Raw genomic sequence first — 26,701 nt, 5'->3', positions numbered from 1 at the left:
ATGGATCTGTTAATTGTTTTAACTTACGTGGCGCTGGCGTGGGCGGTCTTTAAAATCTTCCGCATTCCGGTGAATCAGTGGACGCTGGCGACGGCGGCGCTGGGTGGCGTGTTTCTGGTGAGTGGTTTGATTTTATTGATGAACTACAACCATCCTTACACTTTTACTGCGCAAAAGGCAGTGATAGCGATCCCTATCACGCCACAGGTGACGGGGATCGTGACTGAAGTCACCGACAAAAATAATCAGCTTATTCAGAAGGGCGAGGTGCTTTTTAAGCTCGACCCGGTACGTTATCAGGCGCGAGTAGACAGACTTCAGGCTGATTTGATGACGGCGACGCATAATATCAAAACGCTGCGCGCGCAGCTCACTGAAGCGCAGGCCAACACCACTCAAGTTTCAGCGGAGCGCGACCGTCTGTTTAAAAATTATCAACGTTACCTGAAAGGTAGTCGGGCGACGGTCAATCCGTTCTCGGAACGTGACATCGACGACGCGCGGCAAAATTTTCTCGCGCAGGATGCGCTGGTGAAAGGTTCGGTGGCGGAGCAGGCGCAGATCCAGAGCCAGCTCGACAGCATGGTCAACGGCGAGCAATCACAGATTGTGAGCTTAAGGGCGCAACTGACCGAAGCGAAATATAACCTTGAGCAAACTATTATTCGCGCGCCGAGCAATGGCTACGTTACTCAGGTACTCATTCGTCCTGGCACTTACGCGGCAGCGTTGCCGTTACGTCCGGTGATGGTCTTCATTCCAGAGCAAAAACGGCAAATCGTCGCCCAGTTCCGGCAAAACTCGCTGTTACGTCTGAAACCCGGTGATGATGCGGAAGTCGTATTTAACGCGCTGCCGGGGCAGGTATTCCACGGCAAACTGACCAGTATCTTGCCGGTGGTGCCTGGCGGTTCGTATCAGGCGCAGGGGGTGCTGCAATCGTTAACGGTCGTGCCCGGAACGGATGGTGTGCTGGGAACCATTGAACTCGACCCTAACGCTGATATCGATGCCTTACCCGACGGCATCTACGCCCAGGTAGCCGTTTACTCCGACCATTTCAGCCATGTTTCGGTGATGCGGAAAGTGCTGCTGAGAATGACCAGTTGGATGCATTATCTTTATTTGGATCATTGAGACTTGTATCACCTGTGTTTTGCGCGAGCCTGAGCCATACTGATATTTTTCCTCGCACAAAGGACATGGCATGAAACTCGTCGGTAGCTACACCAGCCCGTTTGTACGCAAACTTTCTATTCTGTTGTTAGAAAAGGGCATAACTTTCGAATTTATTAATGAACTGCCCTATAACGCGGACAACGGCGTGGCGCAATTTAACCCGTTAGGGAAAGTGCCGGTGCTGGTGACCGAAGAGGGCGAATGCTGGTTTGATTCGCCAATCATTGCCGAATATATTGAATTAATGAATGTCGCTCCGGCGATGTTGCCACGCGATCCGCTGGAGTCGTTGCGAGTGCGTAAAATTGAGGCGCTGGCAGATGGCATTATGGATGCCGGGCTGGTGTCGGTGCGCGAACAGGCGCGTCCTGCGGCGCAGCAGTCTGAAGATGAATTGCTACGCCAGCGGGAGAAAATCAACCGTAGTCTGGATGTACTGGAAGGATATCTGGTCGATGGCACGCTCAAAACCGATACGGTCAATCTGGCGACTATCGCCATTGCCTGTGCCGTTGGATATCTCAATTTCCGCCGCGTTGCGCCGGGCTGGTGTGTCGACCGCCCACACTTAGTCAAACTGGTCGAAAACTTGTTTAGCCGCGAAAGTTTTGCCCGCACCGAACCACCAAAGGCTTGATGCGCGATATGTCCTCCTGACCCATCTCACGTTACAATCCGTGGTTATGTTAAACGCCCTTCTCCGTGTGAGAGGGCCTTGATCAGCCAGGTTTCCTATGACAACCGAAACGCGTTCCCTCTATAGTCAACTTCCGGCTATTGATCGCTTATTGCGCGATAGCTCCTTCCTTTCTTTGCGTGATACTTATGGCCATACCCGTGTCGTGGAGCTGCTGCGTCAGATGCTCGACGAAGCGCGGGAAATGATTCGCGACAGCCAGTTGCTGCCTGCATGGTGTGAAAACTGGGCGCAAGAGGTTAATGCTCGTCTGGCGAAAGAGGCACAGAGCGCGCTGCGTCCGGTGATCAACCTGACGGGAACCGTGCTGCATACCAACCTTGGGCGAGCTTTACAGGCGGAAGCAGCGGTGGAAGCCGTTGCGCAGGCTATGCGTTCGCCGGTGACGCTGGAGTACGATCTGGACGACGCCGGACGCGGGCATCGCGATCGCGCACTGGCGCAACTGCTGTGCCGCATTACCGGCGCAGAAGATGCCTGTATCGTCAATAACAATGCGGCGGCGGTGCTGCTGATGTTGGCAGCCACTGCCAGCGGTAAAGAGGTGGTGGTGTCTCGTGGCGAACTGGTGGAGATTGGCGGCGCGTTTCGTATTCCTGACGTAATGCGTCAGGCAGGCTGCACCCTGCACGAAGTGGGGACGACCAACCGTACCCACGCCAGTGATTATCGTCAGGCAGTAAATGAAAATACCGCGCTGTTGATGAAAGTACATACCAGTAACTACAGCATTCAGGGATTTACCAAAGCGATAGACGAAGCTGAACTGGTGGCGCTTGGCAAAGAACTGGATATTCCCGTGGTGACTGATTTAGGCAGTGGCTCGCTGGTCGATCTTAGCCAGTACGGTTTGCCGAAAGAGCCAATGCCGCAGGAGTTGATTGCGGCGGGCGTCAGTCTGGTGAGCTTCTCCGGCGACAAGTTGTTAGGCGGGCCGCAGGCAGGGATTATCGTTGGTAAAAAAGAGATGATCGCCCGCCTGCAAAGCCACCCGCTGAAGCGTGCATTACGCGCGGATAAAATGACCCTCGCGGCGCTGGAAGCGACGCTGCGTCTTTATTTGCACCCCGAAGCACTGAGCGAAAGATTACCGACCCTGCGTCTGCTTACCCGCAGCGCAGAGGTTATTCAAATCCAGGCGCAACGTTTACAGGCTCCCCTTGCCGCACATTATGGCGCGGACTTCGCTGTGCAGGTTATGCCATGCCTGTCACAGATTGGCAGTGGTTCGCTGCCGGTTGATCGCCTGCCGAGCGCGGCATTAACGTTTACACCCCATGACGGACGTGGCAGCCACCTTGAAGCATTAGCCGCCCGCTGGCGTGAATTGCCGGTTCCGGTGATTGGACGTATCTACGACGGGCGATTGTGGCTGGATCTACGCTGCCTTGAAGATGAGCAACGGTTTATGGAGATGTTGTTGAAATGATTATTGCGACTGCCGGACACGTTGACCACGGCAAAACAACCTTATTGCAGGCGATTACTGGCGTAAATGCCGACCGTCTGCCGGAAGAAAAAAAGCGCGGTATGACCATCGATCTCGGCTATGCCTACTGGCCGCAGCCAGATGGGCGCGTGCCTGGTTTTATCGACGTTCCCGGTCATGAAAAGTTTCTTTCCAATATGCTGGCGGGCGTGGGTGGTATCGATCACGCGCTGCTGGTGGTGGCTTGCGATGACGGTGTGATGGCGCAGACCCGTGAGCATCTGGCGATTTTGCAGCTTACCGGTAACCCGATGCTGACAGTGGCGCTGACTAAAGCCGATCGCGTGGACGAAGCGCGTGTTGATGAGGTTGAACGTCAGGTAAAGCAGGTGCTGCGGGAATATGGTTTTGCTGAGGCAAAACTGTTTGTCACCGCAGCAACCGAAGGTCGGGGAATTGATGCCCTGCGTGAACATCTGCTTCAGTTGCCTGAACGTGAACACGCCAGCCAACATAGTTTCCGCCTCGCTATCGACCGCGCTTTTACCGTAAAAGGTGCCGGGCTGGTGGTCACTGGTACGGCGTTAAGCGGGGAAGTGAAGGTGGGTGATTCACTATGGCTGACCGGTGTAAATAAGCCGATGCGCGTGCGTGCTCTCCATGCGCAAAATCAACCAACAGAAACCGCCCATGCCGGGCAACGTATCGCGCTTAACATCGCGGGTGATGCGGAAAAAGAGCAGATTAACCGTGGCGACTGGCTGCTTGCCGATGCGCCGCCGGAGCCGTTCACGCGGGTGATTGTCGAGCTACAAACTCATGTACCGTTGACCCAGTGGCAGCCGCTACATATTCACCACGCTGCCAGCCACGTTACGGGGCGCGTTTCGCTGCTCGAAGATAACCTTGCCGAGCTGGTGTTCGACACGCCGCTGTGGCTGGCGGATAACGATCGCTTAGTGCTGCGCGATATCTCGGCTCGCAACACGCTGGCGGGGGCGCGCGTGGTGATGCTCAACCCGCCACGTCGCGGTAAACGTAAGCCGGAATATCTGCAATGGCTGGCTTCACTGGCACGTACACAAAGCGATGCCGACGCACTGACCGTTCATCTGGAACGCGGAGCGGTGAATCTTGCCGATTTCGCCTGGGCGAGACAGCTCAACGGCGAAGGGATGCGCGAACTGCTGCAACAGCCAGGCTATATTCAGGCTGGTTATAGCTTGTTGAATGCGCCGGTTGCCGCCCGCTGGCAGCGAAAAATCCTCGACACATTAGCGGTTTATCATGAGCAACATCGCGATGAACCTGGACCGGGGCGCGAGCGCCTGCGGCGCATGGCGTTGCCGATGGAAGATGAAGCTCTGGTACTGTTGCTGATTGAAAAGATGCGCGAAAGCGGCGATATCCACAGCCACCACGGCTGGCTGCATCTGCCAGATCACAAAGCGGGCTTCAGCGAAGAGCAGCAGGCCATCTGGCAAAAAGCAGAGCCGCTATTTGGCGACGAGCCGTGGTGGGTGCGTGACCTGGCAAAAGAGACGGGAACCGACGAGCAGGCAATGCGCCTGACGCTACGCCAGGCGGCGCAGCAGGGGATAATTACGGCGATCGTCAAAGATCGTTATTACCGTAATGATCGGATTGTCGAATTTGCCAATATGATCCGCGATCTCGATCAGGAATGTGGTTCAACCTGCGCGGCGGATTTCCGCGATCGCTTAGGTGTAGGCCGAAAGCTGGCAATTCAAATTCTGGAATATTTTGACCGCATTGGCTTTACGCGGCGTCGTGGAAATGATCATTTATTGCGCGATGCATTATTATTTCCCGAAAGATAAGGAAATGATTAATTCATAATAAATATGAATTAATACAAAATTCTTATTAATATTAAGGAAGCACGTTATTTGATGAATGTAACGTGCTTTTTATTAAAAATATTTTAATAAACGGTAATGTCGATCATATTTCCGAATGAAAATACTTTGTAATCTGCCAGCCCTTTTTACTCTTCCAGGAGTGTGTTATGGCAGCTTCAACGTTCTTTATTCCTTCTGTGAATGTCATCGGCGCCGATTCATTGACTGATGCAATGAATATGATGGCAGATTATGGATTTACCCGTACCTTAATTGTCACTGACAATATTTTAACGAAATTAGGTATGGCGGGCGATGTGCAAAAAGCACTGGAAGAACGCAATATTTTTAGCGTTATTTATGATGGCACCCAGCCTAACCCAACTACGGAAAACGTCGCCGCAGGCCTCAAACTGCTGAAAGAAAATAATTGCGATAGCGTAATTTCCTTAGGTGGTGGTTCTCCGCACGACTGTGCGAAAGGCATTGCGCTGGTGGCTGCCAACGGCGGTGATATTCGCGATTACGAAGGCGTTGACCGCTCGGCAAAACCGCAGTTGCCGATGATCGCCATTAACACCACGGCGGGTACTGCGTCTGAAATGACCCGTTTCTGCATTATCACTGACGAAGCGCGCCACATCAAAATGGCGATTGTGGATAAACACGTGACTCCGCTGCTTTCTGTCAATGACTCCTCTCTGATGATCGGTATGCCGAAGTCACTGACCGCCGCAACGGGTATGGATGCCTTAACACACGCTATCGAAGCGTATGTGTCTATTGCCGCAACGCCGATCACCGACGCTTGCGCACTGAAAGCCGTGACCATGATTGCCGAAAACCTGCCGTTAGCCGTAGAAGATGGCAGCAATGCGAAAGCGCGTGAAGCGATGGCTTATGCCCAGTTCCTCGCCGGTATGGCGTTCAACAATGCGTCTTTGGGTTATGTTCATGCGATGGCGCACCAGTTAGGCGGTTTCTACAATCTGCCGCACGGTGTATGTAACGCCGTTCTGCTGCCGCACGTTCAGGTATTCAACAGCAAAGTAGCCGCTGCACGTCTGCGTGACTGCGCTGCTGCAATGGGTGTGAACGTGACAGGTAAAAACGACGCGGAAGGTGCAGAAGCCTGCATTAACGCTATCCGTGAACTGGCGAAGAAAGTCGATATTCCGGCAGGTCTGCGCGATCTGAACGTGAAAGAAGAAGATTTCGCGGTACTGGCGACCAATGCTCTGAAAGATGCCTGCGGATTTACTAACCCGATTCAGGCAACTCACGAAGAAATTGTGGCGATTTATCGCGCTGCGATGTAATCATCATCCCCACAACGGCTGGCAAATTGTCAGCCGCTTTTTCAACTATCTCTGTAATCCTTGCCCGTAAATTCGTGATTGCCGTCGTAAAGCTATCACTGGCTGGCGAAGATTTCGCCAGTCACGTCTACCCTTGTTATACCTCACACCGCAAGGAGACTACCATGACCAACAATCCCCCTTCAGCACAGATTAAGCCCGGCGAGTATGGTTTCCCCCTCAAGTTAAAAGCCCGCTATGACAACTTTATCGGCGGCGAATGGGTAGCACCCGCCGATGGCGAGTATTACCAGAACCTGACGCCGGTGACCGGGCAGCTACTGTGCGAAGTGGCGTCTTCGGGCAAACGCGACATCGATCTGGCGCTGGATGCCGCGCATAAAGTGAAAGACAAATGGGCGCATACCTCGGTGCAGGATCGCGCGGCGATTCTGTTTAAGATTGCCGATCGAATGGAACAAAATCTCGAACTGTTGGCGACGGCAGAAACCTGGGATAACGGCAAGCCCATTCGTGAAACCAGTGCTGCCGATGTGCCGCTGGCGATTGACCATTTCCGCTATTTCGCTTCGTGTATTCGGGCGCAGGAAGGTGGTATTAGTGAAGTCGATAGCGAAACTGTGGCTTATCACTTCCACGAACCGTTAGGCGTGGTGGGGCAAATTATCCCGTGGAACTTCCCGCTGCTGATGGCGAGCTGGAAAATGGCTCCCGCGCTGGCGGCGGGCAACTGTGTGGTGCTGAAACCCGCACGACTTACCCCGCTTTCAGTACTGCTGCTAATGGAAATCGTCGGTGATTTACTGCCGCCAGGTGTGGTGAACGTGGTCAACGGTGCGGGCGGCGAAATCGGTGAATATCTGGCGACCTCAAAACGCATCGCCAAAGTGGCGTTTACCGGCTCAACGGAAGTCGGCCAGCAGATTATGCAGTACGCCACGCAGAACATTATTCCGGTGACGCTGGAGTTGGGCGGTAAGTCGCCAAATATCTTCTTTGCTGATGTGATGGATGAAGAAGATGCTTTCTTCGATAAGGCGCTGGAGGGCTTTGCACTGTTCGCCTTCAACCAGGGCGAAGTCTGTACCTGTCCGAGCCGTGCTTTAGTGCAGGAGTCTATCTACGAACGCTTTATGGAACGTGCTATCCGCCGAGTTGAAAGCATTCGTAGCGGTAACCCGCTCGACAGCGTGACGCAAATGGGTGCGCAGGTTTCTCACGGGCAACTGGAAACCATCCTCAATTACATTGATATCGGTAAAAAAGAGGGCGCAGACGTACTCACCGGCGGGCGGCGTAAGCTGCTGGAAGGGGAACTGAAAGACGGTTATTACCTCGAACCGACGATTCTGTTTGGTCAGAACAATATGCGTGTGTTCCAGGAGGAGATTTTTGGCCCGGTGCTGGCGGTAACCACCTTCAAAACGATGGACGAGGCGCTGGAGCTGGCGAACGACACGCAATATGGCCTGGGCGCTGGCGTCTGGAGCCGTAACGGTAATCTGGCCTATAAGATGGGGCGTGGCATTCAGGCAGGGCGCGTGTGGACCAACTGTTATCACGCCTACCCGGCACACGCAGCGTTTGGTGGCTACAAACAATCAGGTATCGGTCGCGAAACCCACAAAATGATGCTTGAGCATTACCAGCAAACCAAGTGCCTGCTGGTGAGCTATTCGGATAAACCGTTGGGGCTGTTCTGATATTTTAGGCAGGCAACATTAATTGTTGCCTGCTTATTTTTTAGTTGTATAAAGCGGCAGTTGCTTTTAACTCATCGCTAAAAGAATAAATATCATCGAGAGATTCAATAGGATGGCGGGTTTCGTTTTTCTCTAAGTCAAATAGGCCAATATACTTTTGGTTTCGATTGAAATGCAATCTGCAGAGTGGTTTTCTATTATTGTCATCTACAAGTATACCAAAATAGCTTTTTGTATCTCTGTGAACTATTCTTGGAGCATCAAGTACTACGCGAACTATAGCTTTAACAATATGAAATCCTTCAAGTTCTTCCATGGTAGTGGCAATGTCGGTTTCTTCTTTATTAATACTTTCTACTTCTTCATTTTGTGATGACGAATTAATTATAGATAATGAGCCACCACCTATTGCTGATTTCAATCTTTCGTTTATTTGAGCGTTAATATATTGACTGGCAGCTTTCTTTGTCAATTTGGCAAATGTATCTTTTACTTTTTGTGTTAACATACCTTCATAAATTCTTGCTGCGAAGAACTTTACAAAATCCTCTTCAGGATTGTTCATTTGTGCATGGAGAACTTTTTTAATTAAACTAACATATTTTAATTCACCTGCAGCATTAATTATTGATTCCAAATCAAATGCTGATTTAGTAAGCTTCTTTATCTCGGGAACAACTGTTTCATCTAAGTCCAGTAGATCTATCTCAAGAAATGGTTTTTCATCCATTTTATTAGGAGCTTCTAAGTCAGTAAAAAATTTATAAACTTGTCCATTGGTTAGAATAGATATTCTTGCATTTGTTACATGAAAGTAACGAAAAAGCTGTGAAGCATGATTTATATTTAGAGGATCGCCAATTTTTTTGCATTCAATGAGAATTTGAACCTCACTATTTTTTAAGATCGCATAGTCAATCTTTTCGCCTTTCTTCGTTCCAATATCGCATACAAACTCTGGGATAACTTCAGTAGGATCAAAAACATCATAACCTAACACATTGTTAATAAAAGGCATTACGAAAGCATTTTTGGTGGCTTCCTCCGTTTCAATGACTCCGGCTTGTTGTTTTATTTTTGAGGATAATGAATTCAGTTTATCTATAAATTCCATAGACATAATAACTCCTTTTATATAATTAATAAAAATACGTTTTATAAAAAATATAGGAAATATTTATATGTTAACGTTTTGCTATTGGTCATAGTTAATGTATAACACACAAAAAATGATGTGTGCATATTGTAAATGCAATGGTGAAACAAGCTTGATATTTATCAAGAAAATAAAACAATGTATGTTATTTTTCATTAGTTGCTTTAAATGTTCTATGAATACGAGCTGGATCTATAGCAAGACTAGCTTCGATATCGCATGGATAATCTAATACAAGGTTTTTTAACACCTAATACTATGAGTTATATGTAAATTGCGAGCCTCCTCGCATCTTTTCTACAAATTACTGCACACCGTTATTCTTCTTCCGAGCGACATTCCTGAGTCAACTTTATCCACCTGACGGCCTATATAAAACGCGCTATCGTGATTGCTATCGCTAATTGTATGTGTGTCGTGTGTATAATCATGGAAGGACAGGGATGTGAAAAGTGCAGACGTGATTGCCATTCTGAAACAGCATGGCTGGGAGCATATTCGAACCCGTGGTAGTCATCATCAGTTCCGCCACCCTGTTCATCCGGGTCTGGTGACGGTTCCGCATCCTAAAAAAGATATTAAGCCCGGTACGCTGGCACAAATTGGGCGTCAGGCTGGTTTAACGTTTTAAAATTTCAGGAGGCAATATGTTTTATCCCGCCTATATCCATAGCGATCCCGACGGCAGCGCAAGCGGCTTTTTCCCTGATGTTCCAGGCTGTTATTTTGCTGGTGCTACGCTGGACAACGCTTTCCAGGATGCGCGAAGTGCACTGACTGCGCACTTTGAAACCTTGTGCGAAATGAATGAAGAGTTACCACTTCCTGGCTCTGTGGAAAAACATCTGGCTCAGCGGGCGCAGGACTTTATTGGCGGGCAATGGCTGCTGGTGGATATCAATATGAACCAGTTCGAAGGTCGGGCAGAACGCATTAATATTACGATGCCGAAAAGGTTACTGAACAAGATTGATACCTACGTGCGCAATAACCCAGACTATGCCAACAGAAGTGCGTTTCTGGCAGAAGCTGCCCGCCGTGTGCTGTCAGGCGTTTAATCTCGCGTATTGATGGCGAGCGCCGGATACAGCGGGCTGCCGGACGAGATTACCGGCAGCCCAATGTTCGATCGTAATGAGAGTTTTACGTTTGTCACTGGTATGAACTGGCGTTTTTAATTGGCCTGGGAGATGTTGGATAAATTGCGTTAGCAAAATCTATATTAATCAGCTGTCATTGCGGTGTCGGAGGGGTATCCGACACCGCAGTGGATTACGGCAGGTAAAACACTTCTTGTAGCTCGCTGCTGACCGGGCTGTTATCCGGATTAGCAGGCATAACGTCGGTCATATATTTCCACCAACGTTGGCAAACGTCAGTGCTGGCAACCGCATTCCAGCGTTCTTCAGATTCAATTTCTACTGTGGCAAACAGCAAATTTCGCGCTTTATCGAGATAGATGGCGTAGTTATGCGCACCGTGAGATTTCAATACCGCTTCCAGTTCCGGCCAGATCGGGTTGTGCCGACGCTGATACTCTTCATGGGCGCCGGGGTTTACCTGCATAACAAATGCTTTGCGGATCATAACGCCTCCAGATAAAGCTCACGTACTTCGTCGCGACTTGCAGTACGTGGGTTACATGGTGCGCATGGGTCGGCCAGGGCTTTATCTAACCAGCCTTCGATATCCTCTTTGCTGATGCCAAGCTGACTAAATCCCGCAGGTATGCCTACGCGATGGCTCAAGGCTCGAATGGCATTAATTGCTTCCAGACTTGCCGCTTCATCACTCATCCCGCGCGTATCGACCCCCATCGCCTGGGCGATACGGGCAAAGCGTGCGATGGCATTCGGGCGGTTAAAGTTTTCGATTACTGGCAACAAGATGGCATTACACACCCCGTGTGGCAGGTTGTGGGTAGCACCGGGCTGATGCGCCAGTGCGTGAACCAGCCCCAGTCCCGCGCTGTTAAAAGCCATACCCGCCAGATATTGCCCGAAAGCCATCTGTTCGCGAGCTTCCAGATTATGACCATCTTCTACCGCTTTCGGCAGCCACAGAGAAATCAGGCGGATAGCTTCCAGCGCGTTGGCATCAGTTAGCGGATGGGCGCCAACGGAAACATAGGCTTCTATGGCATGGGTTAGTGCGTCCATACCGGTGGCAGCGGTAACGGAGGCAGGGATCTCCAGCATTACACTGGCATCATCCACGGCGATATCAGGAATAATATTCGAATCGATGATGACTTCTTTCACTTGCCGCGCAGTGTCGATGATCACCGCATTGCTGGTCATCTCAGCGGCGGTTCCGGCAGTCGTGTTGATCGCCACCAGCGGCACGCCTGGGTTTTTTACTTTGCCAATGCCAGAGTAAGCAGTAGAAGGGCCTGGATTAGCGGTAAGGATTTTTATGGCTTTTGCGGTATCAATCGGGCTACCGCCACCGAAAGCAATAATGTAGTTACATGCGGCGTCCTGAAATGCAGCGTAGCCTTTTTGCACCAGTTCTTCGGTGGGGTTTGGAAAGACCTCATCGAATAGGTGGTAAGACATTTCGTGTTGATCCAGCGCGGTGAACAGACTGTCCAGCAATCCCAACTTAACCAGTTGCCCATCGGTAACGATCAGTGCTTTTCCCCACTGCTTATTCGCAACCAGGTTTACCATATCGCCAATTGCCCCAGCGCCATGCAGGCTGATTTTCGGTAATGCCAACATAAAACTCATGATTATTCTCCTTAAGATCAAATCCTTCTGTCCGGCGGCATAACCCGCGCCGCCAGATGCGAAACGGGGTGTTAAAGTGCCAGTGCGCTTGCCAGCGGGGTGACGCCGAAACGCTTGCCGAGAGCGATTAGCTGTTCACGGCTGATGGTCTGTTTCATGCCGCCCATCGAATACACTTTCACCAACACTTCCGCCGATTTTTCTGCGGTATCGATCAGGCCAAACGCTTCGTCCAGCGTCGGACCACTGCCGAAGACGCCGTGGAAAGGCCAGAGAACCAGTGAATGTTTTTGCATTTCCTGCGCGGTGGCCAGGCCGATTTCGTCCGTGCCGGGCACCATCCACGGCAAAATGCCAACGCCATCCGGGAATACCACCAGGCACTCGGTGCTGCCTTCCCACAGTTGGCGAGTGAAGACCGCCGTGTCGTTTTCCAGTACATAGGTGAGGGCGATCAGGTTGGTGGCATGGCAGTGCATGATCACCCGATCTTTACCGTTGGTGGCTTTAATACGTTCGCAATGGGAGAGAAAGTGCGCCGGAAGTTCAGAGGTTGGGACGGCTTCGTGGGTTAGCCCCCAGAGAATATGGTAGCCCGCACCGTCGCTGTCGACCTTTACGACGCCTAAATTGGCAGCGGGATCGAGCTGGACGTTGCGGAAGAATTTGCCGGAGCCGGTGACGATGAACGGTGTGTTTGCCAGTAAAGGCATAGGCTGGCTGAGCGGAATATAGCGCGGTTGTTGGTGGAAATTGTCGTTATACGGCGCGATGTCAGCGTCATCCAGGCGCAGCGTCAGGTTACCGCCGTTGCGCTCGTCCCAGCCTTTCAGCCAGGCGTCGGTGGTGGCTTTGATCATTCCCTGGACAAACCAGGACTGGGTAATGTTTTGCATGTTCTGTGTTCCTGTAAATTCAGTGTTGTCGGATGCACGATCCGTAGGGCGGATAAGGCGCTCGCGCCGCATCCGGCGGTGTTTACCCGCGCTGACGCAAAATCGTATTCTCATAAGCCCGCACGCTTTCCAGCCATTCGCTACCCGCTGGCGTATCGTGACGCTGGCAATACATTTCCCACACCGCCTGCCACGGCAACGATTTCTGCTCTTCCAGTAGCGCCAGTCGCGCGGTGTAATCGCCTGCCGCTTCCTGCTTGCGCAGTTCGGCTGTCGGTTCTAACAACGCACGCAGCAGGGCTTTTTTCATATTGCGCGTGCCAATGACCCACGCGGCAATACGATTGATGGAGGCATCGAAGAAATCCAGACCAATGTGTACCCGGTCAAACAGGTCATGACGGACAATCTCACTGGCGATTGCCTGGGTTTCATCATCCAGCAGCACCACGTGATCGCTGTCCCAGCGAACCGGGCGGCTGACGTGCAGCAGCAACTGCGGCACATACAGCATGGCGGCGGAAATCTTGTCGGAAATCACTTCAGTCGGGTGGAAATGTCCGGCGTCCAGACACAAAGCGGTCTGGCGGCTGGTGGCATATCCCATGTAAAACTCATTGGAGCCAACCGTGTAGCTCTCCGCGCCAATACCAAACAATTTGCTCTCTACCGCGTCTATATGGTGTGCCGGGTTCAGCTTTTCGCTGATTACCTCATCCAGTGCTGCCAGCAAACGCTGGCGCGGAGCGAGACGGTCAACGGTGATATCTTTCATGCCATCCGGGATCCAGATGTTCATCACCGATGGCGTGCCGAGTTGCTCGCCAAAATAGGCCGAAACGCGACGGCTGGCCTTGCAGTGGTCAATCCAGAACTGGCGAATGCGGTCGTCGGCATGGGAGAGCGTAAAGCCATCGGCACTTAGCGGATGCGAAAAACAGGAGGGGTTAAAATCCAGAGCGAGGTGATTGGCTTTCGCCCATTCAACCCAGTTTTTGAAGTGCTCTGGTTTGATTTGGTCGCGCGAGACGGGCGTGTCTGATTCCAGATAAATCGCATGTAAGTTAAGCCGTTTCGGCCCCGGAATCAGCCGCATAGCCTGTTCCAGATCGGCACGTAGCTCTTCGGCATTACGCGCTTTGCCCGGATAATTACCAGTAGCCTGAATCCCTCCAGTCAGCGAACCTTCCGGGTTTTCAAAACCGGAAACATCATCGCCCTGCCAGCAGTGCATTGAAACGGGTAAGCGATCAAGTTGGCGCAGCGCCTCCTCGACATCAATCCCTACCGCCGCGAAACGCTGTTTCGCCAGTTCCCAGGCCTGTTCCAGTTGAGTGGTCATGCGCAAAGCTCCTTTGTCTGTCGTGTAGAGTGAATCCGCGCCACATAGTGGGCAATTTCACTGTCAGGATTAGGGGTAAAGGTGGTCAGATTCGCGGTGGCGCCTACGACCTGACGGAAATCATCCACATTGTTGAGTTCATCCAGCGTCATTAACTGGATGCCGATATTGCCGAGCGTTGAGGCTTCAACTGGCCCGGCGATCACCCGAATACCGCAGGCATCGGCACACAACTGGTTGAGCAGCGCGTTCTGGCTGCCGCCGCCGACAATATGCAGTTGCGAGAAATCTTCACCGCGTAGCTGCGCCAGTTCGTGCAGTACGTCGGCATACAGCAGCGCCAGACTGTCGAAAATACAGCGTGCCAGTTCAGCATCATTTTCTGGGATTGGTTGCGCCGTTTCCCGACACGCTGCCTGAATTTCGCTGCACATCGCCTCAGGATTAATAAAGCGATCGTCATTGGGATTGATGATGAAGCGACAGGCCGGGAGTGCCTGTGTCGCGGCGATAAGCGTCGGGAGATCGTTGATTTGTCGCTCCTGAAGTACCCGCTGGAGCAGCCATAAACCCATGATATTTTTCAGCACCCGATAGCGACCTTCCGCACCGCCTTCATTGGTGATGTTGGCTGCCAGCGCCGTGTCATTGGTAAATGGCGTCTGGCTTTCGAAGCCCATCAATGACCAGGTGCCGGAGGAGAGATAAGCGGCGCGGGAACCGTTTAACGGCGAGGCGATAACCGCGCTGGCGGTATCATGGCTGGCAACGGCGACCACTGGAATTTCATTACCCTGCGGGCAAATCCAGTGACCTATGACATTACCCGGATGCGTCGGGTGACCAAACCAGGCTTTGTTGGCACCGCTCCACGCCAGCAGGGAGTCATCCCAGTCATCGCTATTGATATTGACCAGTTGCGTGGTGGTGGCGTTGGTGTACTCCCAGTTCATCTTGCCGGTCAGGCGATAACTGAAGTAATCCGGCATCAGCAGAGCGTGAGCGATTTGTGGAATAAGTTCAGGTTGTTGCGCCGTCAGCGCACGTAGCTGATAGATTGTATTGAAGGGCAGGAACTGGATGCCGCTACGCTGATAAATATCGTGTTTGCCAATTTGCTGCTGTGCCAATGTCATCAGTCCGTTAGTGCGGCTATCACGATAGGAAATCGGTAAACCGACGCGCTGACCGTGTTGATCCAGCAGAACATAGTCTACGCCCCAGGTATCAATGCCGATGCTATCGATACGAATCCCTTCCTCGCACACCTTGTTTAACCCAAGGCGAATGGCGTTTTCCAGACTATCGACATCCCAGGTGGCATAACCGCTCTGGTAATACAGCCCATTGGTAAAACGATGGATTTCACGCAGCGTCAGGCTGCGACATTCACGGTGGTAACGCGCCAGCATTACGCGCCCACTGGATGCGCCAAGATCAACGGCGACGCAGTAGCGAAAGGTCATAATGAGATCCTTCTAGGTTTCATTACGCCCAGTCTAAGAAGCACCCGACTTCGCTACCTTCTCGTTACTGACAGGAAAATAGACCGCTGGCAACCAGGGAAAGATGAACGTGATGGCGTTCACAATTTTCAGAAATGTGGTGGTGTGATGTTTGCCGCATTTTCTGAAAAATCACGCTTTATCTTGAAAAATCGACATTTTTTACGTGTTTTGCTGTCGAAAATTTAAGGTAAGAACCAAACCGCTTGATTACTATTCCGCCATGTTGACGGCATCAGGAGGCTTATATGGACGTATTACATTGCGTGGATTTTTTTCCGTCTGGTAACGTGTCTGTGGCAATAGAACCCCGGCTTCCTCAGGTGGATTTTCCTGAACATCACCATGATTTCCATGAGATTGTGATTGTCGAACATGGCACGGGTATCCACATTTTCAATGGGCAGCCTTATACCATCTCCGGTGGAACAATCTGTTTCGTGCGCGATCATGATCGGCATTTATACGAACATACGGACAATCTGTATTTGACCAATGTGCTGTATCGCTCCCCGGATAGATTTCAGTTTCTCGCCGGGCTGCATCAGCTTCTGCCGCAAGAGCAAGACGGGCAATATCCGTCCCATTGGCGCGTGAGCCACAGCATATTGCAGCAGGTACGGCAGCTGGTTTCGCAACTGGAACAGCAGGACAGAACGAATGATTTACCCTCGAAAGCCAGCGGTGAGATCTTGTTTATGCAATTACTGCTCTTGCTGCGTAAAAACAGTTTGCAGGAGAGCATGGAAAGTCGCGAATCGCGCCTGAACTTGTTGTTGGCCTGGCTGGAAGAACATTTTGCCGACGAGGTGAATTGGGAAATGATGGCGGATCAATTTTCTCTGTCACTACGCACGTTGCATCGTCAGCTAAAACAGCAAACCGGTTTGACGCCCCAGCGTTACCTTAACCGTTTACGGTTGGTGAAGGCGCGTCATCTGTTACGTCATAGCGAGGACAGCGTGACCGAAATCGCATATCGCTGCGGATTCAGCGACAGTAACCACTTTTCGACGCTGTTTCGCCGTGAGTTTAACTGGTCACCACGCGATATTCGCCAGCGGCGGGATGGCTTTCTGCAATAACGCGAATCTTCTCAACGTATTTCCACGCCAGTTTATGAATAATCAAATGCGTCTTCTGGCTGAGGTGGCACGGTGGTTCATCAGTTTGTCCTTCGTAAAAAAGATTTTTTTGCCAGCGAACAGCAGGCGGTCGCGGTTGCTGATCGTTATCCGCAGGATGTCTTTGCCGAGCATACACATGATTTTTGTGAACTGGTGATCGTCTGGCGCGGTAACGGTTTGCATGTGCTTAACGATCGTCCTCATCGTATTACCCGTGGCGATCTCTTTTATATCCACGCAGACGATAAACACTCCTACGCTTCCGTTAATGATCTGGTTTTGCAGAACGTTATTTATTGCCCGGAGCGGCTGACGCTTAATCTCGACTGGCAGGGGGCGATTCCGGGATTTAACGCCAGCGCAGAACAACCACACTGGCGTTTAGGTAGTGCGGGCATGGCGCAGGTGCGGCAGGTCATCGGGCAGCTTGAGCACGAGAGCAGTCAGCCCGCGCCGTTTGCCAACGAAATGGCGGAGTTACTGTTCGGGCAGTTGGTGATGCTTTTGCAACGCCATCGCTACACCAGTGATTCATTACCGCCAACATCCAGTGAAACGTTGCTGGATAAGCTGATTACCCGGCTGGCGGCCAGCCTGAAAAGTCCCTTTGCGCTGGATAAATTTTGTGATGAGGCGTCTTGCAGTGAACGCGTCTTGCGCCAGCAATTTCGCCAGCAGACCGGGATGACTATCAATCAATATCTGCGGCAGGTCAGAGTGTGTCATGCGCAATATCTTCTCCAGCATAGCCGCCTGTTAATCAGTGATATTTCGACAGAATGTGGCTTTGAAGACAGTAACTATTTTTCGGTGGTGTTTACCCGGGAAACCGGGATGACGCCCAGCCAGTGGCGTCATCGCAATTCCCGGAAAGATTAACTCGCCATGCCCATGCCGACGATGTTGGCAGCGACAATAATCACCACACAACCGAGGCTCAACACGGTAACCGGACGGCGTCCCGCATTGTTCCACTCTTTCAGCACCAGCCCGACGATACCGCCGCACAATACATAGAAGCTCATATGCAGCATCCAACTGATGTAGTCATACTGCGCCGGAATGCGGGCGTGGCCCCAGGCATAGAAAAAGAATTGCAGATACCACATCAACCCGCCCAGTGCTGAGAGTAATACATTGTGAATGATCAGCGGTTTTGCCAGCGAAAAGTCGGCTTTTAGCGACAAATCCTTCACTTTTGCCAGACGAATAAAACAGAAACCGAGGTTGATGATCGCACCGCCACCCATGATGACAACATAGCTTGGCAGAGCGACATACAGTGGATCAACGCCCAGCGCGGCAGCCGCTTCATGCATCGGTTTTGCGGCGTTCATCGCAAAAGACATCCCGGCAGAAAAAATGCCGCACATTACCGCCAGCACCAGCCCTTTTTTCAGGTTGAACTCTTCGGCTTTAATGCCCATTTTGCGCTCTTTCAACTGCCCGGCGCGAGTCACAATCCCCACGCCAATCAGCGCCACCAGTACGCCGAGCAACGTCATGCGCCCACCGTCGGTGTTAATCAGCACATCGAAATTGCCGTTGATAATTGGCGTCATCAGCGTACCGACGATCAACGTAATGCCAATGGCGATACCTATCCCCATCGACATGCCGAGATAACGCATGGTCAGGCCGTAGTTGATATTACCAATCCCCCACATAGCGCCGAACAGAAAAACAGGCAGCAGGGTAGAGAGGCTGAACGAGCTGTAATATGCCCAGAAATCAGGTAGTAGCATGGCGCTGATGGCCCACGGCAGAATAATCCACGAAACAATCCCACCGACTGACCACATGGTTTCCCATGACCACTTTTTTACTTTTTTGAACGGAGCGTAAAAACAGGCTGCACTGGCCGCGCCGATCAAATGCCAAAATATCCCCATCGTAATCGCGTTACTCATCTTCTTATCCTCATCATTTTTCGTCGCGTCACATCTCCGACGAGATGAGTGTAAAAATCGTGCTGTCGATTAACCTTTCGCCTGTTGCCGCCGTTGCCGATTTACTGGCAATCACGGCATTAAGTGGGTGATTTGGTTCACATCTCGGACATTTCCCTGCAAAACCATTCCCCTATGAAAAGTACGGCATTGATAATCATTTTCAATATCATTTAATTAACTATAATGAACCAACTGCTTACGCGGCATTAACAATCGGCCGCCCGACAATACTGGAGATGAATATGAGCTATACCCTGCCATCCCTGCCGTATGCTTACGATGCCCTGGAACCGCACTTCGATAAGCAGACCATGGAAATCCACCACACCAAACACCATCAGGCCTACGTCAACAACGCCAATGCGGCGCTGGAAAGCCTGCCAGAATTCGCCAACCTGCCGGTTGAAGAGCTGATCACCAAACTGGACCAGCTGCCAGCAGACAAAAAAACCGTGCTGCGCAACAACGCTGGTGGTCACGCCAACCACAGCCTGTTCTGGAAAGGCCTGAAAAAAGGCACGACTTTGCAGGGCGACCTGAAAGCGGCTATCGAACGTGATTTCGGTTCCGTTGATAACTTCAAAGCAGAATTTGAGAAAGCGGCAGCTTCCCGCTTTGGTTCCGGCTGGGCATGGCTGGTGCTGAAAGGCGATAAACTGGCGGTGGTTTCTACTGCTAATCAGGACTCCCCGCTGATGGGCGAAGCCATTTCTGGCGCTTCCGGCTTCCCTGTTCTGGGTCTGGATGTGTGGGAACACGCTTACTACCTGAAATTCCAGAACCGCCGTCCGGACTACATCAAAGAGTTCTGGAACGTGGTGAACTGGGACGAAGCTGCGGCACGTTTTGCGGCGAAAAAATAATCGCATATTGCCTGCTGCAATGAGGCGTTTACGCCGTTTTTCAGCATAAAAAACAAACCATCGCACATAGCGGTGGTTTTTTTGTGATCAATTTCAAAATAAAAACAATGATCCTATAAAAATAAAACAACGTTTCAATTGATGTGGTTTTGATCACTTTTATTGCTCTGTTGAATGTCTATCTTCATTTCCATCAACACTGATGCATCGTGAAGGACTTATGCATCAGCCTATAAAAATATGCCGATAGGTGATGAAAATGCAGATAAAACACACGATAGAGAAAATCCCAGGAGGGATGATGCTCGTCCCGCTGTTCCTTGGCGCACTGTGTCACACCTTCTCGCCAGGGGCGGGAAAATACTTTGGTTCATTCACAAATGGAATGATTACCGGCACGGTGCCGATTCTGGCGGTGTGGTTTTTCTGCATGGGGGCATCGATAAAATTAAGTGCGACGGGAACGGTATTGCGTAAATCCGGTACGCTGGTGGTAACCAAAATTGCTGTGGCGTGGGTGGTTGCGGCAATTGCTTCACGCATTATTCCTGAACATGGTGTTGAAGTTGGATTCTTTGCCGGACTTTCAACGCTTGCGCTGGTGGCGGCGATGGATATGACCAACGGCGGACTTTACGCTTCGATCATGCAGCAGTATGGCACTAAAGAAGAGGCCGGAGCGTTTGTATTAATGTCGCTGGAATCCGGGCCGCTTATGACGATGATTATTCTGGGGACTGCCGGGATTGCATCGTTTGAACCGCATGTTTTCGTCGGTGCGGTATTACCGTTCCTCGTCGGCTTTGCGTTAGGGAACCTTGACCCTGAGCTGAGAGAATTTTTCAGCAAAGCCGTACAGACGCTGATCCCGTTCTTTGCCTTTGCGCTGGGCAATACCATTGATTTAACCGTGATTGCTCAGACCGGTTTGCTGGGGATCTTGCTGGGTGTGGCGGTGATCGTCGTGACCGGTATTCCGTTGATTATTGCCGATAAATTGATTGGTGGTGGCGATGGTACAGCCGGAATCGCGGCTTCCAGTTCTGCCGGTGCTGCGGTGGCGACGCCGGTACTGATTGCTGAAATGATCCCCGCCTTTAAACCAATGGCGCCAGCGGCAACTTCGCTGGTGGCGACGTCAGTGATTGTGACCTCGATTCTGGTGCCAATTTTGACTTCTGTCTGGTCGCGCAAAGTTAAAGCCAGAGCGGCGAAAATCGAAATATTGGGTACGGTGAAGTAATCTCCATCCATATAAATCGAGAGGCCGGATGATTTGTAGTCATCCGGCCTTTTGCGTTATCTGACAAAGACTTCATCAATCGTTCGACATTCACTTTCGCTTAACTCACCACCCGCATTGCGTGATACGCCAGTGCAATAGCCAAACTTACGCGATACCACCGTCTTGATAGTAGTGACAAAATCCTCACCAATGGCGTAGATGGACATATAAGTGCCAATCTGTTGCTGAATCTCTTGTAAAGCCGCCAGGTCGCTGCGTTTGAAGGCTTCACGGGCTTCGACAAACAGCTCCGGCATAACGTTGTTCAGGCCGGATATTATTCCCGCGCCGCCTGCCAGCAGATTAGGAATGTAATACTCGTCATAGCCCGAAAGCACTGCAAAATCAGAACGAACTGCCAGGGTTGCCTGAATCATGCTGCGGGTGTGTGACTGGCAATCGATGGTATCTTTAATTCCGGCAAAGTCAGGAAATTCACTCGCCAGCGTGGCGACCAGGTCAGGGGTTAAATCACAACCGGTTCTTGCCGGGAAGTTATATGCGAACCATTTGCCCTGTAATTCGCGCCCCAGATGGCGGAAATAGCTTAATAATTGCTTTGCCGTCTGACCGTAGTAGTAAGGCGGGAGGATCATCACTGCATCATAGCCTGTGCGATACGCTTCTTGCGCCATCACCAGTACATCGTGTGTGCAGGTGGAAGAAACGTTAGCGACCATTTTTAATGTGCTCATGGAACGCGCTTCGCGGATAAGCATGAGCCTCTCTTCGAGGGTGAAAGAGGCAAATTCACCAATGCTACCCATCAGCAATATCACATCAATATTGGCTTCTGTTAGCCGCTGCAGGTGCTTCTTCAGTCCGTTAAGATCCACATTACCGTTTTTATCCATTGGCGTAATGGAAGGGCACCAGACGCCAGAAAACTGTGTTTGCTCGGTCACGTTGTACACTCCTGATAATGAAATGGCGTTTCAAATTCATCTCATTGATAACATTTCTAAGACGTCGTCATGTGAACCGTGCTCTCATTTTGCGCGCCTGACATAAAATAAATATGGTCTAATGGGGAAATTTCTCGGTGGAGAGGGAACAGATGCGATATCCGGTTGATGTATACACAGGCAAAATACAGGCTTATCCCGAAAGCAAACCCAGCGCGATTGCGAAAATCCAGGTCGATGGCGAGTTGATGTTGACAGAGCTGGGGCTGGAAGGTGACGAGCAGGCAGAGAAAATAGTTCACGGTGGGCCGGACAGGGCGCTGTGTCATTATCCTCGTGAGCATTATCTCTACTGGGCGCGGGAATTTCCTGAACAGGCAGATTTGTTTGTTGCGCCTGCGTTTGGTGAAAACCTCTCAACCGACGGCCTGACGGAAAGCAATGTTTATATTGGCGATATTTTCCGCTGGGGTGAGGCATTAATTCAGGTCACCCAGCCGCGCTCTCCGTGCTACAAACTCAATTATCATTTTGACATCAGCGATATGGCACAGTTGATGCAAAACGCCGGTAAAGTTGGCTGGCTGTATAGCGTGATTGCGCCGGGGCTGGTATCTGCGGATGCGCCGCTGGAGCTGGTTTCTCGCGTCAGCGATGTCACCGTGCAGGAGGCAATAGCTATCGTATGGCATATGCCGTTTGATGACGAGCAGTATCACCGTTTACTCTCCGCTGCCGGGCTGTCGAAAAGCTGGACGCGGACGATGCAGAAGCGCCGACTTAGCGGCAAGATTGAAGATAATTCGCGGCGTTTGTGGGGGAAATAACCCCCGAAGAGTAGGCCTGATAAGACGCGACCAGCGTCGCATCAGGCATTCTGCTCAAATGCCGGATACGGCGTAAACGCCTATCCGGCCTGCGCGGAGTTTAACTCCGCTTATACAGCGGCAGCCAAATTACCAGCCGTAAACCGCCCAGCGGGCTGTCTTCAGCTTTAACCCAACCACGGTGCTGCTGAATGGCGGTTTCGACAATCGCCAGCCCCAGACCCGTACCGCCAGATTCACGATCGCGTGCTTCGTCGGTGCGATAGAACGGACGGAAAATTTGCTCGCGATCTTCCGGGCTAACGCCAGGACCATCGTCGTCCACCGTAATGGTGATACCGTCTTTATCTACCGCAAAGCCCACTTCAATCTTCGTATGGGAATAACGCAGAGCATTACGAACAATGTTTTCCAGCGCACTTTCCAGGGCGTTCGGATTGCCGTACAGCGGCCACGGCCCAGGCGGGAAGTTAACGGTAAACGATTTGCCCATTTGCTCGGCTTCGAACGCCGCGTTATCCAGCACTTCACTCCACAACTGGTTGGCTTTGATGGTTTCGCTAACCAGCGCGTTTTTCTGCTGATTACGGGACATCACCAACAGATCGTTGATCATGCTGTCCAGACGTTGCGCTTCGGTTTCAATTCGCTCCAGTTCCTTACTTTCACCACTACGACGGCGCAGTAACGCCGTACCCAGTTGCAGACGCGTCAGCGGCGTGCGCAGCTCGTGAGAGATATCAGAAAGCAGGCGCTGCTGAGAGGTCATCATGCGCTCCAGCGCGGTGACCATCTGGTTAAAACTGGCACCTGCGGCAAGAAATTCCTGTGGCCCCGCTTCCAGTTCCGGATGCTGGCGTAAGTTTCCCTGGGCGACTTCATCGGCAGCGTTTTTCAGCTTACGCGCCGGTTTTGCCAGACTCCAGGCCAACCACAACAGCAGCGGCGTACTGACCAGCATGGTGACAATCAGCAGTAATAGCGGGCGGTCAAACAGTAAGTTAATGAAATCGGATTGAGAACTGCTGGCCGGACGAATCAGATAAAGTTGGTAATTATCTTCGCCATCACGCACAGAGAACGGGCCGACCAGTTCCACGCGGCCATACTTTTTCTTCTGCGGATGATCGGCGTTATCGGCCTGACCAATAAAGTTACGAATGATCTGCATTTCGCTGCGTTCTGCGCCAATCACGCGGCCTTCGGTGGTCACCAGTAACAAACGCTGCCCCGGTGGTGCCCACTTATCAATGGCCCGGAACAGACGCCGCCACCACATTAAATCGTTGGGTGGATCGTTCGCCAGTTCCGCTTCGACATGCTGCTCAATCATCAGCCCCTGACGCTGTTCGCTATCCAGAAGCTCGGTCATCTGGCGTGAATCGAGCTTGGGTAACATCAAAACCAACATCAACACCAGCGCCAGCGTCAGCCAGAAGATGGCGAAGATGCGCGCGGTTAAGCTGCCTATCATGAAGCGGAAACCATCAGATAGCCGCGACCACGCAAGGTTTTAAACCACGGGTGACCATCTTTACGATCCGGCAGCTTACGACGCAGGTTGGAGATGTGCATATCGATAGCGCGGTCGAAAGGCGTCAGGCGTTTGCCCAGCACTTCCTGGCTTAAATGTTCACGGGAAACCACCTGACCCAGATGCTGTGCCAGCAAATAGAGCAGGGTAAACTCAGTGCCGGTTAACTCCAGCGTTTGCCCGTCGAAGCTGGCTTCCTGACGGCCTGGATTCAGCACTAAGGCATCAACTTCCAGTGTCGGTGAACCGTTGTCGTTGTTTTGCTGTTGCTCGCTCCAGTGCGAACGGCGCAGGATCGCGCGAATACGTGCCACCAGCTCACGATCATTAAACGGTTTCGGGAGATAGTCATCTGCGCCTAACTCAAGGCCGAGGACGCGATCAAGTTCACTGCCGCGTGCCGTTAACATAATGACAGGCGTCTGGTGTGTCTGGCGAAGTGCCTTCAATGTGTCGATACCATTTTTCTTCGGCATCATGACATCAAGCAAAAGTAAATCAATGCTGTCGTCCAGAAGATCAAGCGCCTGCTCCCCATCGTGGGCAACAATTACGTTGAAGCCTTCCATCTCGAGCAGCTCCTTTAACAGGGAAGTCAGCTCTCGGTCATCATCAACTAACAGGATTTTATTCATTGTTTAAATACCTCCGAGGCAGAAATTACGTCATCAGACGTCGCTAATCCATGACTTTACGTTGTTTTACACCCCCTGACGCATGTTTGCAGCCTGAATCGTAAACTCTCTATCGTTGAATCGCGACAGAAAGATTTTGGGAGCAAATGATGCGCATAGTTACCGCTGCCGTCATGGCCTCAACGCTGGCAGTCAGTTCATTAAGCCACGCTGCTGAAGTCGGTTCAGGCGATAACTGGCATCCGGGCGAAGAACTTGCGCAGCGCAGTACGCAGAGCCATATGTTCGACGGCATAAGTTTAACCGAACATCAGCGTCAGCAGATGCGAGATCTTATGCAACAGGCCCGGCATGAACAGCCTCCTGTTAATGTTAGCGAAGTGGAGACAATGCATCGCCTTGTCACCGCAGAAAATTTTGATGAAAACGCTGTGCGCGCTCAGGCAGAAAAAATGGCGAAAGAACAGATCGCTCGCCAGGTTGAGATGGCTAAAGTCCGCAACCAAATGTATCACCTGTTAACGCCAGAGCAGCAAGCGGTTTTAAACGAGAAACATCAACAACGAATGGAGCAGTTGCGCGACGTGACGCAATGGCAAAAAAGTTCATCGTTGAAGCTATTGAGTAGTAGCAACTCACGTTCCCAGTAGTAAACCCTGTTTTCCTTGCCATAGACACCATCCCTGTCTTCCCCCACATGATGTGGGGGTTTTTTTTATCTTCAATTTGCCTGTTGCTTGATGCATTGCAGATGATTTGCTTCCGTTATACTACCGTCAGTTGATAGCGGGAGTATTTATGAATCAATCTTATGGACGGCTGGTCAGCCGGGCGGCGATTGCTGCGACGGCGATGGCTTCGCTGCTATTGCTGATTAAAATTTTTGCATGGTGGTATACCGGTTCGGTGAGTATTCTTGCCGCGCTGGTGGATTCGTTGGTGGATATTGGCGCGTCGTTGACGAATTTACTGGTGGTACGTTACTCGCTGCAACCTGCCGACGACAATCACTCGTTTGGTCACGGTAAAGCCGAGTCCCTCGCGGCGCTGGCGCAAAGTATGTTTATCTCCGGTTCGGCGCTGTTCCTGTTTTTGACTGGTATTCAGCATTTGGTTTCTCCGACGCCAATGACAGACCCAGGCGTCGGGGTTCTCGTGACTATTGTGGCGCTAATTTGTACGATTATCCTTGTTTCGTTTCAGCGTTGGGTCGTGCGCAGGACGCAGAGCCAGGCGGTGCGGGCAGATATGCTACATTATCAGTCCGATGTTATGATGAACGGTGCGATTCTGCTGGCGCTGGGGTTGTCCTGGTATGGCTGGCACCGTGCTGATGCCCTGTTTGCATTGGGAATCGGCATCTATATTTTATATAGCGCGTTACGCATGGGGTATGAGGCGGTACAGTCATTACTGGATCGCGCGCTGCCCGATGAGGAACGGCAAGAAATTATTGATATCGTGACTTCCTGGCCGGGAGTTAGCGGCGCTCACGATCTTCGTACGCGGCAGTCAGGGCCGACCCGCTTTATTCAGATTCATTTGGAAATGGAAGACTCTCTGCCTTTGGTTCAGGCGCATATGGTGGCGGATCAGGTAGAGCAGGCTATTTTACGGCGTTTTCCGGGATCGGATGTGATTATTCATCAGGACCCCTGTTCCGTCGTACCCAGGGAGGGTAAACGGTCTATGCTTTCATAATCAGTATAAAAGAGAGCCAGACCCGCATTTTGTGTATAAAATACCGCCATTT

General features: G+C 51.4%; 25 protein-coding genes and 1 pseudogene. 16 read left to right on the top strand and 10 right to left on the bottom strand.

Annotated features, from left to right (window positions below; translation table 11 throughout):
• The 6 genes from A7589_RS07975 to aldB all read left to right on the top strand — a co-directional run bounded on the left by A7589_RS07975 (window position 1) and on the right by aldB (window position 8,189).
• A complete protein-coding gene (locus A7589_RS07975) occupies window positions 1–1,137 on the top strand; it encodes an HlyD family secretion protein (protein ID WP_000364948.1) in 1,137 nt (378 codons plus the stop codon).
• Window positions 1,138–1,207: 70 nt separating this feature from the next.
• Entirely contained in the window at window positions 1,208–1,816 is a 609-nt protein-coding gene (locus A7589_RS07970) for a glutathione S-transferase (protein WP_000779792.1), read from the top strand.
• A gap of 97 nt (window positions 1,817–1,913) precedes the next feature.
• Complete coding sequence (gene selA, locus A7589_RS07965) at window positions 1,914–3,305, top strand: L-seryl-tRNA(Sec) selenium transferase (RefSeq protein WP_000206232.1); 1,392 nt, start codon at window positions 1,914–1,916, stop codon at window positions 3,303–3,305.
• Window positions 3,302–5,146, top strand: coding sequence for a selenocysteine-specific translation elongation factor (gene selB, locus A7589_RS07960; RefSeq protein WP_000582476.1), 1,845 nt, complete (start codon window positions 3,302–3,304; stop codon window positions 5,144–5,146). Before selA ends, selB begins: the two co-directional genes overlap by 4 nt.
• 188 nt (window positions 5,147–5,334) lie before the next feature.
• Entirely contained in the window at window positions 5,335–6,486 is a 1,152-nt protein-coding gene (gene yiaY, locus A7589_RS07955; protein ID WP_000741515.1) for an L-threonine dehydrogenase, read from the top strand.
• 164 nt (window positions 6,487–6,650) lie between these two features.
• Entirely contained in the window at window positions 6,651–8,189 is a 1,539-nt protein-coding gene (aldB, locus tag A7589_RS07950) for an aldehyde dehydrogenase AldB (protein WP_000183976.1), read from the top strand.
• A 40-nt stretch (window positions 8,190–8,229) separates the two neighbouring features.
• Here aldB and A7589_RS07945 read toward each other — a convergent pair whose 3' ends face one another.
• Complete coding sequence (locus A7589_RS07945) at window positions 8,230–9,309, bottom strand: type I restriction endonuclease (RefSeq protein ID WP_180561332.1); 1,080 nt, start codon at window positions 9,307–9,309, stop codon at window positions 8,230–8,232.
• Between the two features lie 481 nt (window positions 9,310–9,790).
• Between A7589_RS07945 and A7589_RS07935 the strand changes: the two genes are divergently transcribed.
• From A7589_RS07935 to A7589_RS07925, 3 genes and pseudogenes are all read left to right on the top strand, one after another.
• Window positions 9,791–9,976: a type II toxin-antitoxin system HicA family toxin gene (locus A7589_RS07935; protein ID WP_000833473.1), complete on the top strand. Its 186-nt coding sequence runs from the start codon at window positions 9,791–9,793 to the stop codon at window positions 9,974–9,976.
• Window positions 9,977–9,992: 16 nt separating this feature from the next.
• Window positions 9,993–10,403, top strand: a complete 411-nt coding sequence (locus A7589_RS07930) for a type II toxin-antitoxin system HicB family antitoxin (protein ID WP_000499741.1) — start codon at window positions 9,993–9,995, stop codon at window positions 10,401–10,403.
• A gap of 6 nt (window positions 10,404–10,409) precedes the next feature.
• Window positions 10,410–10,523, top strand: a pseudogene (locus tag A7589_RS07925) (MipA/OmpV family protein); the annotation flags it as partial.
• 94 nt (window positions 10,524–10,617) lie between these two features.
• On the opposite strand, the gene rhaM reads toward A7589_RS07925, so the two are convergent.
• The 5 genes from rhaM to rhaB all read right to left on the bottom strand — a co-directional run bounded on the left by rhaM (window position 10,618) and on the right by rhaB (window position 15,781).
• The gene (gene rhaM, locus A7589_RS07920) at window positions 10,618–10,932 is read right to left on the bottom strand and encodes an L-rhamnose mutarotase (protein WP_000619517.1); all 315 of its coding nucleotides are present in this window, start codon (window positions 10,930–10,932) and stop codon (window positions 10,618–10,620) included.
• The gene (fucO, locus tag A7589_RS07915) at window positions 10,929–12,077 is read right to left on the bottom strand and encodes a lactaldehyde reductase (protein WP_000009274.1); all 1,149 of its coding nucleotides are present in this window, start codon (window positions 12,075–12,077) and stop codon (window positions 10,929–10,931) included. The genes rhaM and fucO overlap by 4 nt, the downstream gene beginning before the upstream one ends.
• Before the next feature lie 71 nt (window positions 12,078–12,148).
• A complete protein-coding gene (gene rhaD / locus A7589_RS07910; RefSeq protein WP_105282449.1) occupies window positions 12,149–12,973 on the bottom strand; it encodes a rhamnulose-1-phosphate aldolase in 825 nt (274 codons plus the stop codon).
• 82 nt (window positions 12,974–13,055) lie between these two features.
• Complete coding sequence (gene rhaA, locus A7589_RS07905) at window positions 13,056–14,315, bottom strand: L-rhamnose isomerase (protein ID WP_010355326.1); 1,260 nt, start codon at window positions 14,313–14,315, stop codon at window positions 13,056–13,058.
• Window positions 14,312–15,781, bottom strand: coding sequence for a rhamnulokinase (gene rhaB / locus A7589_RS07900; RefSeq protein ID WP_000144222.1), 1,470 nt, complete (start codon window positions 15,779–15,781; stop codon window positions 14,312–14,314). Before rhaB ends, rhaA begins: the two co-directional genes overlap by 4 nt.
• Before the next feature lie 287 nt (window positions 15,782–16,068).
• Here rhaB and rhaS point away from each other — a divergent pair, with 287 nt between their 5' ends.
• Both rhaS and rhaR read left to right on the top strand, forming a co-directional pair.
• On the top strand, window positions 16,069–16,905 hold the full coding sequence (gene rhaS, locus A7589_RS07890) for an HTH-type transcriptional activator RhaS (RefSeq protein WP_000382765.1): 837 nt from the start codon (window positions 16,069–16,071) through the stop codon (window positions 16,903–16,905).
• Window positions 16,906–16,977: 72 nt separating this feature from the next.
• Window positions 16,978–17,826: an HTH-type transcriptional activator RhaR gene (gene rhaR / locus A7589_RS07885; protein WP_000233564.1), complete on the top strand. Its 849-nt coding sequence runs from the start codon at window positions 16,978–16,980 to the stop codon at window positions 17,824–17,826.
• Here the strand turns inward: rhaR and rhaT are convergent.
• Window positions 17,823–18,857: an L-rhamnose/proton symporter RhaT gene (rhaT, locus tag A7589_RS07880; RefSeq protein WP_000063528.1), complete on the bottom strand. Its 1,035-nt coding sequence runs from the start codon at window positions 18,855–18,857 to the stop codon at window positions 17,823–17,825. The genes rhaR and rhaT overlap by 4 nt on opposite strands.
• A gap of 284 nt (window positions 18,858–19,141) precedes the next feature.
• On the opposite strand from rhaT, the gene sodA reads away from it, so the two are divergent.
• Window positions 19,142–19,762 carry a superoxide dismutase [Mn] gene (sodA, locus tag A7589_RS07875; RefSeq protein ID WP_010350891.1) on the top strand — a complete coding sequence of 207 codons (621 nt, stop codon included), beginning with the start codon at window positions 19,142–19,144 and terminating at the stop codon, window positions 19,760–19,762.
• 259 nt (window positions 19,763–20,021) lie between these two features.
• Window positions 20,022–21,005, top strand: a complete 984-nt coding sequence (kdgT, locus tag A7589_RS07870; RefSeq protein ID WP_024191187.1) for a 2-keto-3-deoxygluconate transporter — start codon at window positions 20,022–20,024, stop codon at window positions 21,003–21,005.
• 56 nt (window positions 21,006–21,061) lie between these two features.
• On the opposite strand, the gene A7589_RS07865 is transcribed toward kdgT, so the two are convergent.
• Entirely contained in the window at window positions 21,062–21,952 is an 891-nt protein-coding gene (locus tag A7589_RS07865; RefSeq protein ID WP_000139750.1) for a dihydrodipicolinate synthase family protein, read from the bottom strand.
• 152 nt (window positions 21,953–22,104) lie between these two features.
• On the opposite strand from A7589_RS07865, the gene yiiM reads away from it, so the two are divergent.
• Complete coding sequence (gene yiiM / locus A7589_RS07860; protein WP_001270283.1) at window positions 22,105–22,779, top strand: 6-hydroxyaminopurine reductase; 675 nt, start codon at window positions 22,105–22,107, stop codon at window positions 22,777–22,779.
• 100 nt (window positions 22,780–22,879) lie between these two features.
• Here the strand turns inward: yiiM and cpxA are convergent, their stop codons facing one another.
• Window positions 22,880–24,253 (bottom strand): envelope stress sensor histidine kinase CpxA, encoded by a 1,374-nt coding sequence (cpxA, locus tag A7589_RS07855; protein ID WP_000580416.1) that lies wholly within the window; start codon window positions 24,251–24,253, stop codon window positions 22,880–22,882.
• Window positions 24,250–24,948 (bottom strand): envelope stress response regulator transcription factor CpxR, encoded by a 699-nt coding sequence (gene cpxR / locus A7589_RS07850; RefSeq protein WP_001033722.1) that lies wholly within the window; start codon window positions 24,946–24,948, stop codon window positions 24,250–24,252. The genes cpxA and cpxR overlap by 4 nt, the downstream gene beginning before the upstream one ends.
• Window positions 24,949–25,097: 149 nt before the next feature.
• Between cpxR and cpxP the strand changes: the two genes are divergently transcribed.
• Both cpxP and fieF read left to right on the top strand, forming a co-directional pair.
• Window positions 25,098–25,598: a cell-envelope stress modulator CpxP gene (cpxP, locus tag A7589_RS07845; protein ID WP_016158830.1), complete on the top strand. Its 501-nt coding sequence runs from the start codon at window positions 25,098–25,100 to the stop codon at window positions 25,596–25,598.
• Between the two features lie 148 nt (window positions 25,599–25,746).
• Window positions 25,747–26,649 carry a CDF family cation-efflux transporter FieF gene (fieF, locus tag A7589_RS07840; protein ID WP_001076752.1) on the top strand — a complete coding sequence of 301 codons (903 nt, stop codon included), beginning with the start codon at window positions 25,747–25,749 and terminating at the stop codon, window positions 26,647–26,649.
• Window positions 26,650–26,701: the final 52 nt, after the last annotated feature.

The organism is Escherichia sp. MOD1-EC6475, from assembly GCF_003046645.1.
Lineage (GTDB): Bacteria > Pseudomonadota > Gammaproteobacteria > Enterobacterales > Enterobacteriaceae > Escherichia > Escherichia ruysiae.
The sequence above is the reverse complement of the archived record's forward strand: the minus strand, read 5'-3'. Positions and strand labels throughout refer to the sequence as shown.

Excerpts from the sequence above, each read along its gene's own strand:
- A7589_RS07975 (WP_000364948.1), top strand. The coding sequence starts at position 1 with ATGGATCTGTTAATTGTTTTAACTTACGTGGCGCTGGCGTGGGCGGTC.
- A7589_RS07970 (WP_000779792.1), top strand. The coding sequence starts at position 1,208 with ATGAAACTCGTCGGTAGCTACACCAGCCCGTTTGTACGCAAACTTTCT.
- selA (WP_000206232.1), top strand. The coding sequence starts at position 1,914 with ATGACAACCGAAACGCGTTCCCTCTATAGTCAACTTCCGGCTATTGAT.
- selB (WP_000582476.1), top strand. The coding sequence starts at position 3,302 with ATGATTATTGCGACTGCCGGACACGTTGACCACGGCAAAACAACCTTA.
- yiaY (WP_000741515.1), top strand. The coding sequence starts at position 5,335 with ATGGCAGCTTCAACGTTCTTTATTCCTTCTGTGAATGTCATCGGCGCC.
- aldB (WP_000183976.1), top strand. The coding sequence starts at position 6,651 with ATGACCAACAATCCCCCTTCAGCACAGATTAAGCCCGGCGAGTATGGT.
- A7589_RS07945 (WP_180561332.1), bottom strand. The coding sequence starts at position 9,309 with ATGTCTATGGAATTTATAGATAAACTGAATTCATTATCCTCAAAAATA.
- A7589_RS07930 (WP_000499741.1), top strand. The coding sequence starts at position 9,993 with ATGTTTTATCCCGCCTATATCCATAGCGATCCCGACGGCAGCGCAAGC.
- rhaM (WP_000619517.1), bottom strand. The coding sequence starts at position 10,932 with ATGATCCGCAAAGCATTTGTTATGCAGGTAAACCCCGGCGCCCATGAA.
- fucO (WP_000009274.1), bottom strand. The coding sequence starts at position 12,077 with ATGAGTTTTATGTTGGCATTACCGAAAATCAGCCTGCATGGCGCTGGG.
- rhaD (WP_105282449.1), bottom strand. The coding sequence starts at position 12,973 with ATGCAAAACATTACCCAGTCCTGGTTTGTCCAGGGAATGATCAAAGCC.
- rhaA (WP_010355326.1), bottom strand. The coding sequence starts at position 14,315 with ATGACCACTCAACTGGAACAGGCCTGGGAACTGGCGAAACAGCGTTTC.
- rhaB (WP_000144222.1), bottom strand. The coding sequence starts at position 15,781 with ATGACCTTTCGCTACTGCGTCGCCGTTGATCTTGGCGCATCCAGTGGG.
- rhaS (WP_000382765.1), top strand. The coding sequence starts at position 16,069 with ATGGACGTATTACATTGCGTGGATTTTTTTCCGTCTGGTAACGTGTCT.
- rhaT (WP_000063528.1), bottom strand. The coding sequence starts at position 18,857 with ATGAGTAACGCGATTACGATGGGGATATTTTGGCATTTGATCGGCGCG.
- sodA (WP_010350891.1), top strand. The coding sequence starts at position 19,142 with ATGAGCTATACCCTGCCATCCCTGCCGTATGCTTACGATGCCCTGGAA.
- kdgT (WP_024191187.1), top strand. The coding sequence starts at position 20,022 with ATGCAGATAAAACACACGATAGAGAAAATCCCAGGAGGGATGATGCTC.
- yiiM (WP_001270283.1), top strand. The coding sequence starts at position 22,105 with ATGCGATATCCGGTTGATGTATACACAGGCAAAATACAGGCTTATCCC.
- cpxA (WP_000580416.1), bottom strand. The coding sequence starts at position 24,253 with ATGATAGGCAGCTTAACCGCGCGCATCTTCGCCATCTTCTGGCTGACG.
- cpxR (WP_001033722.1), bottom strand. The coding sequence starts at position 24,948 with ATGAATAAAATCCTGTTAGTTGATGATGACCGAGAGCTGACTTCCCTG.
- cpxP (WP_016158830.1), top strand. The coding sequence starts at position 25,098 with ATGCGCATAGTTACCGCTGCCGTCATGGCCTCAACGCTGGCAGTCAGT.
- fieF (WP_001076752.1), top strand. The coding sequence starts at position 25,747 with ATGAATCAATCTTATGGACGGCTGGTCAGCCGGGCGGCGATTGCTGCG.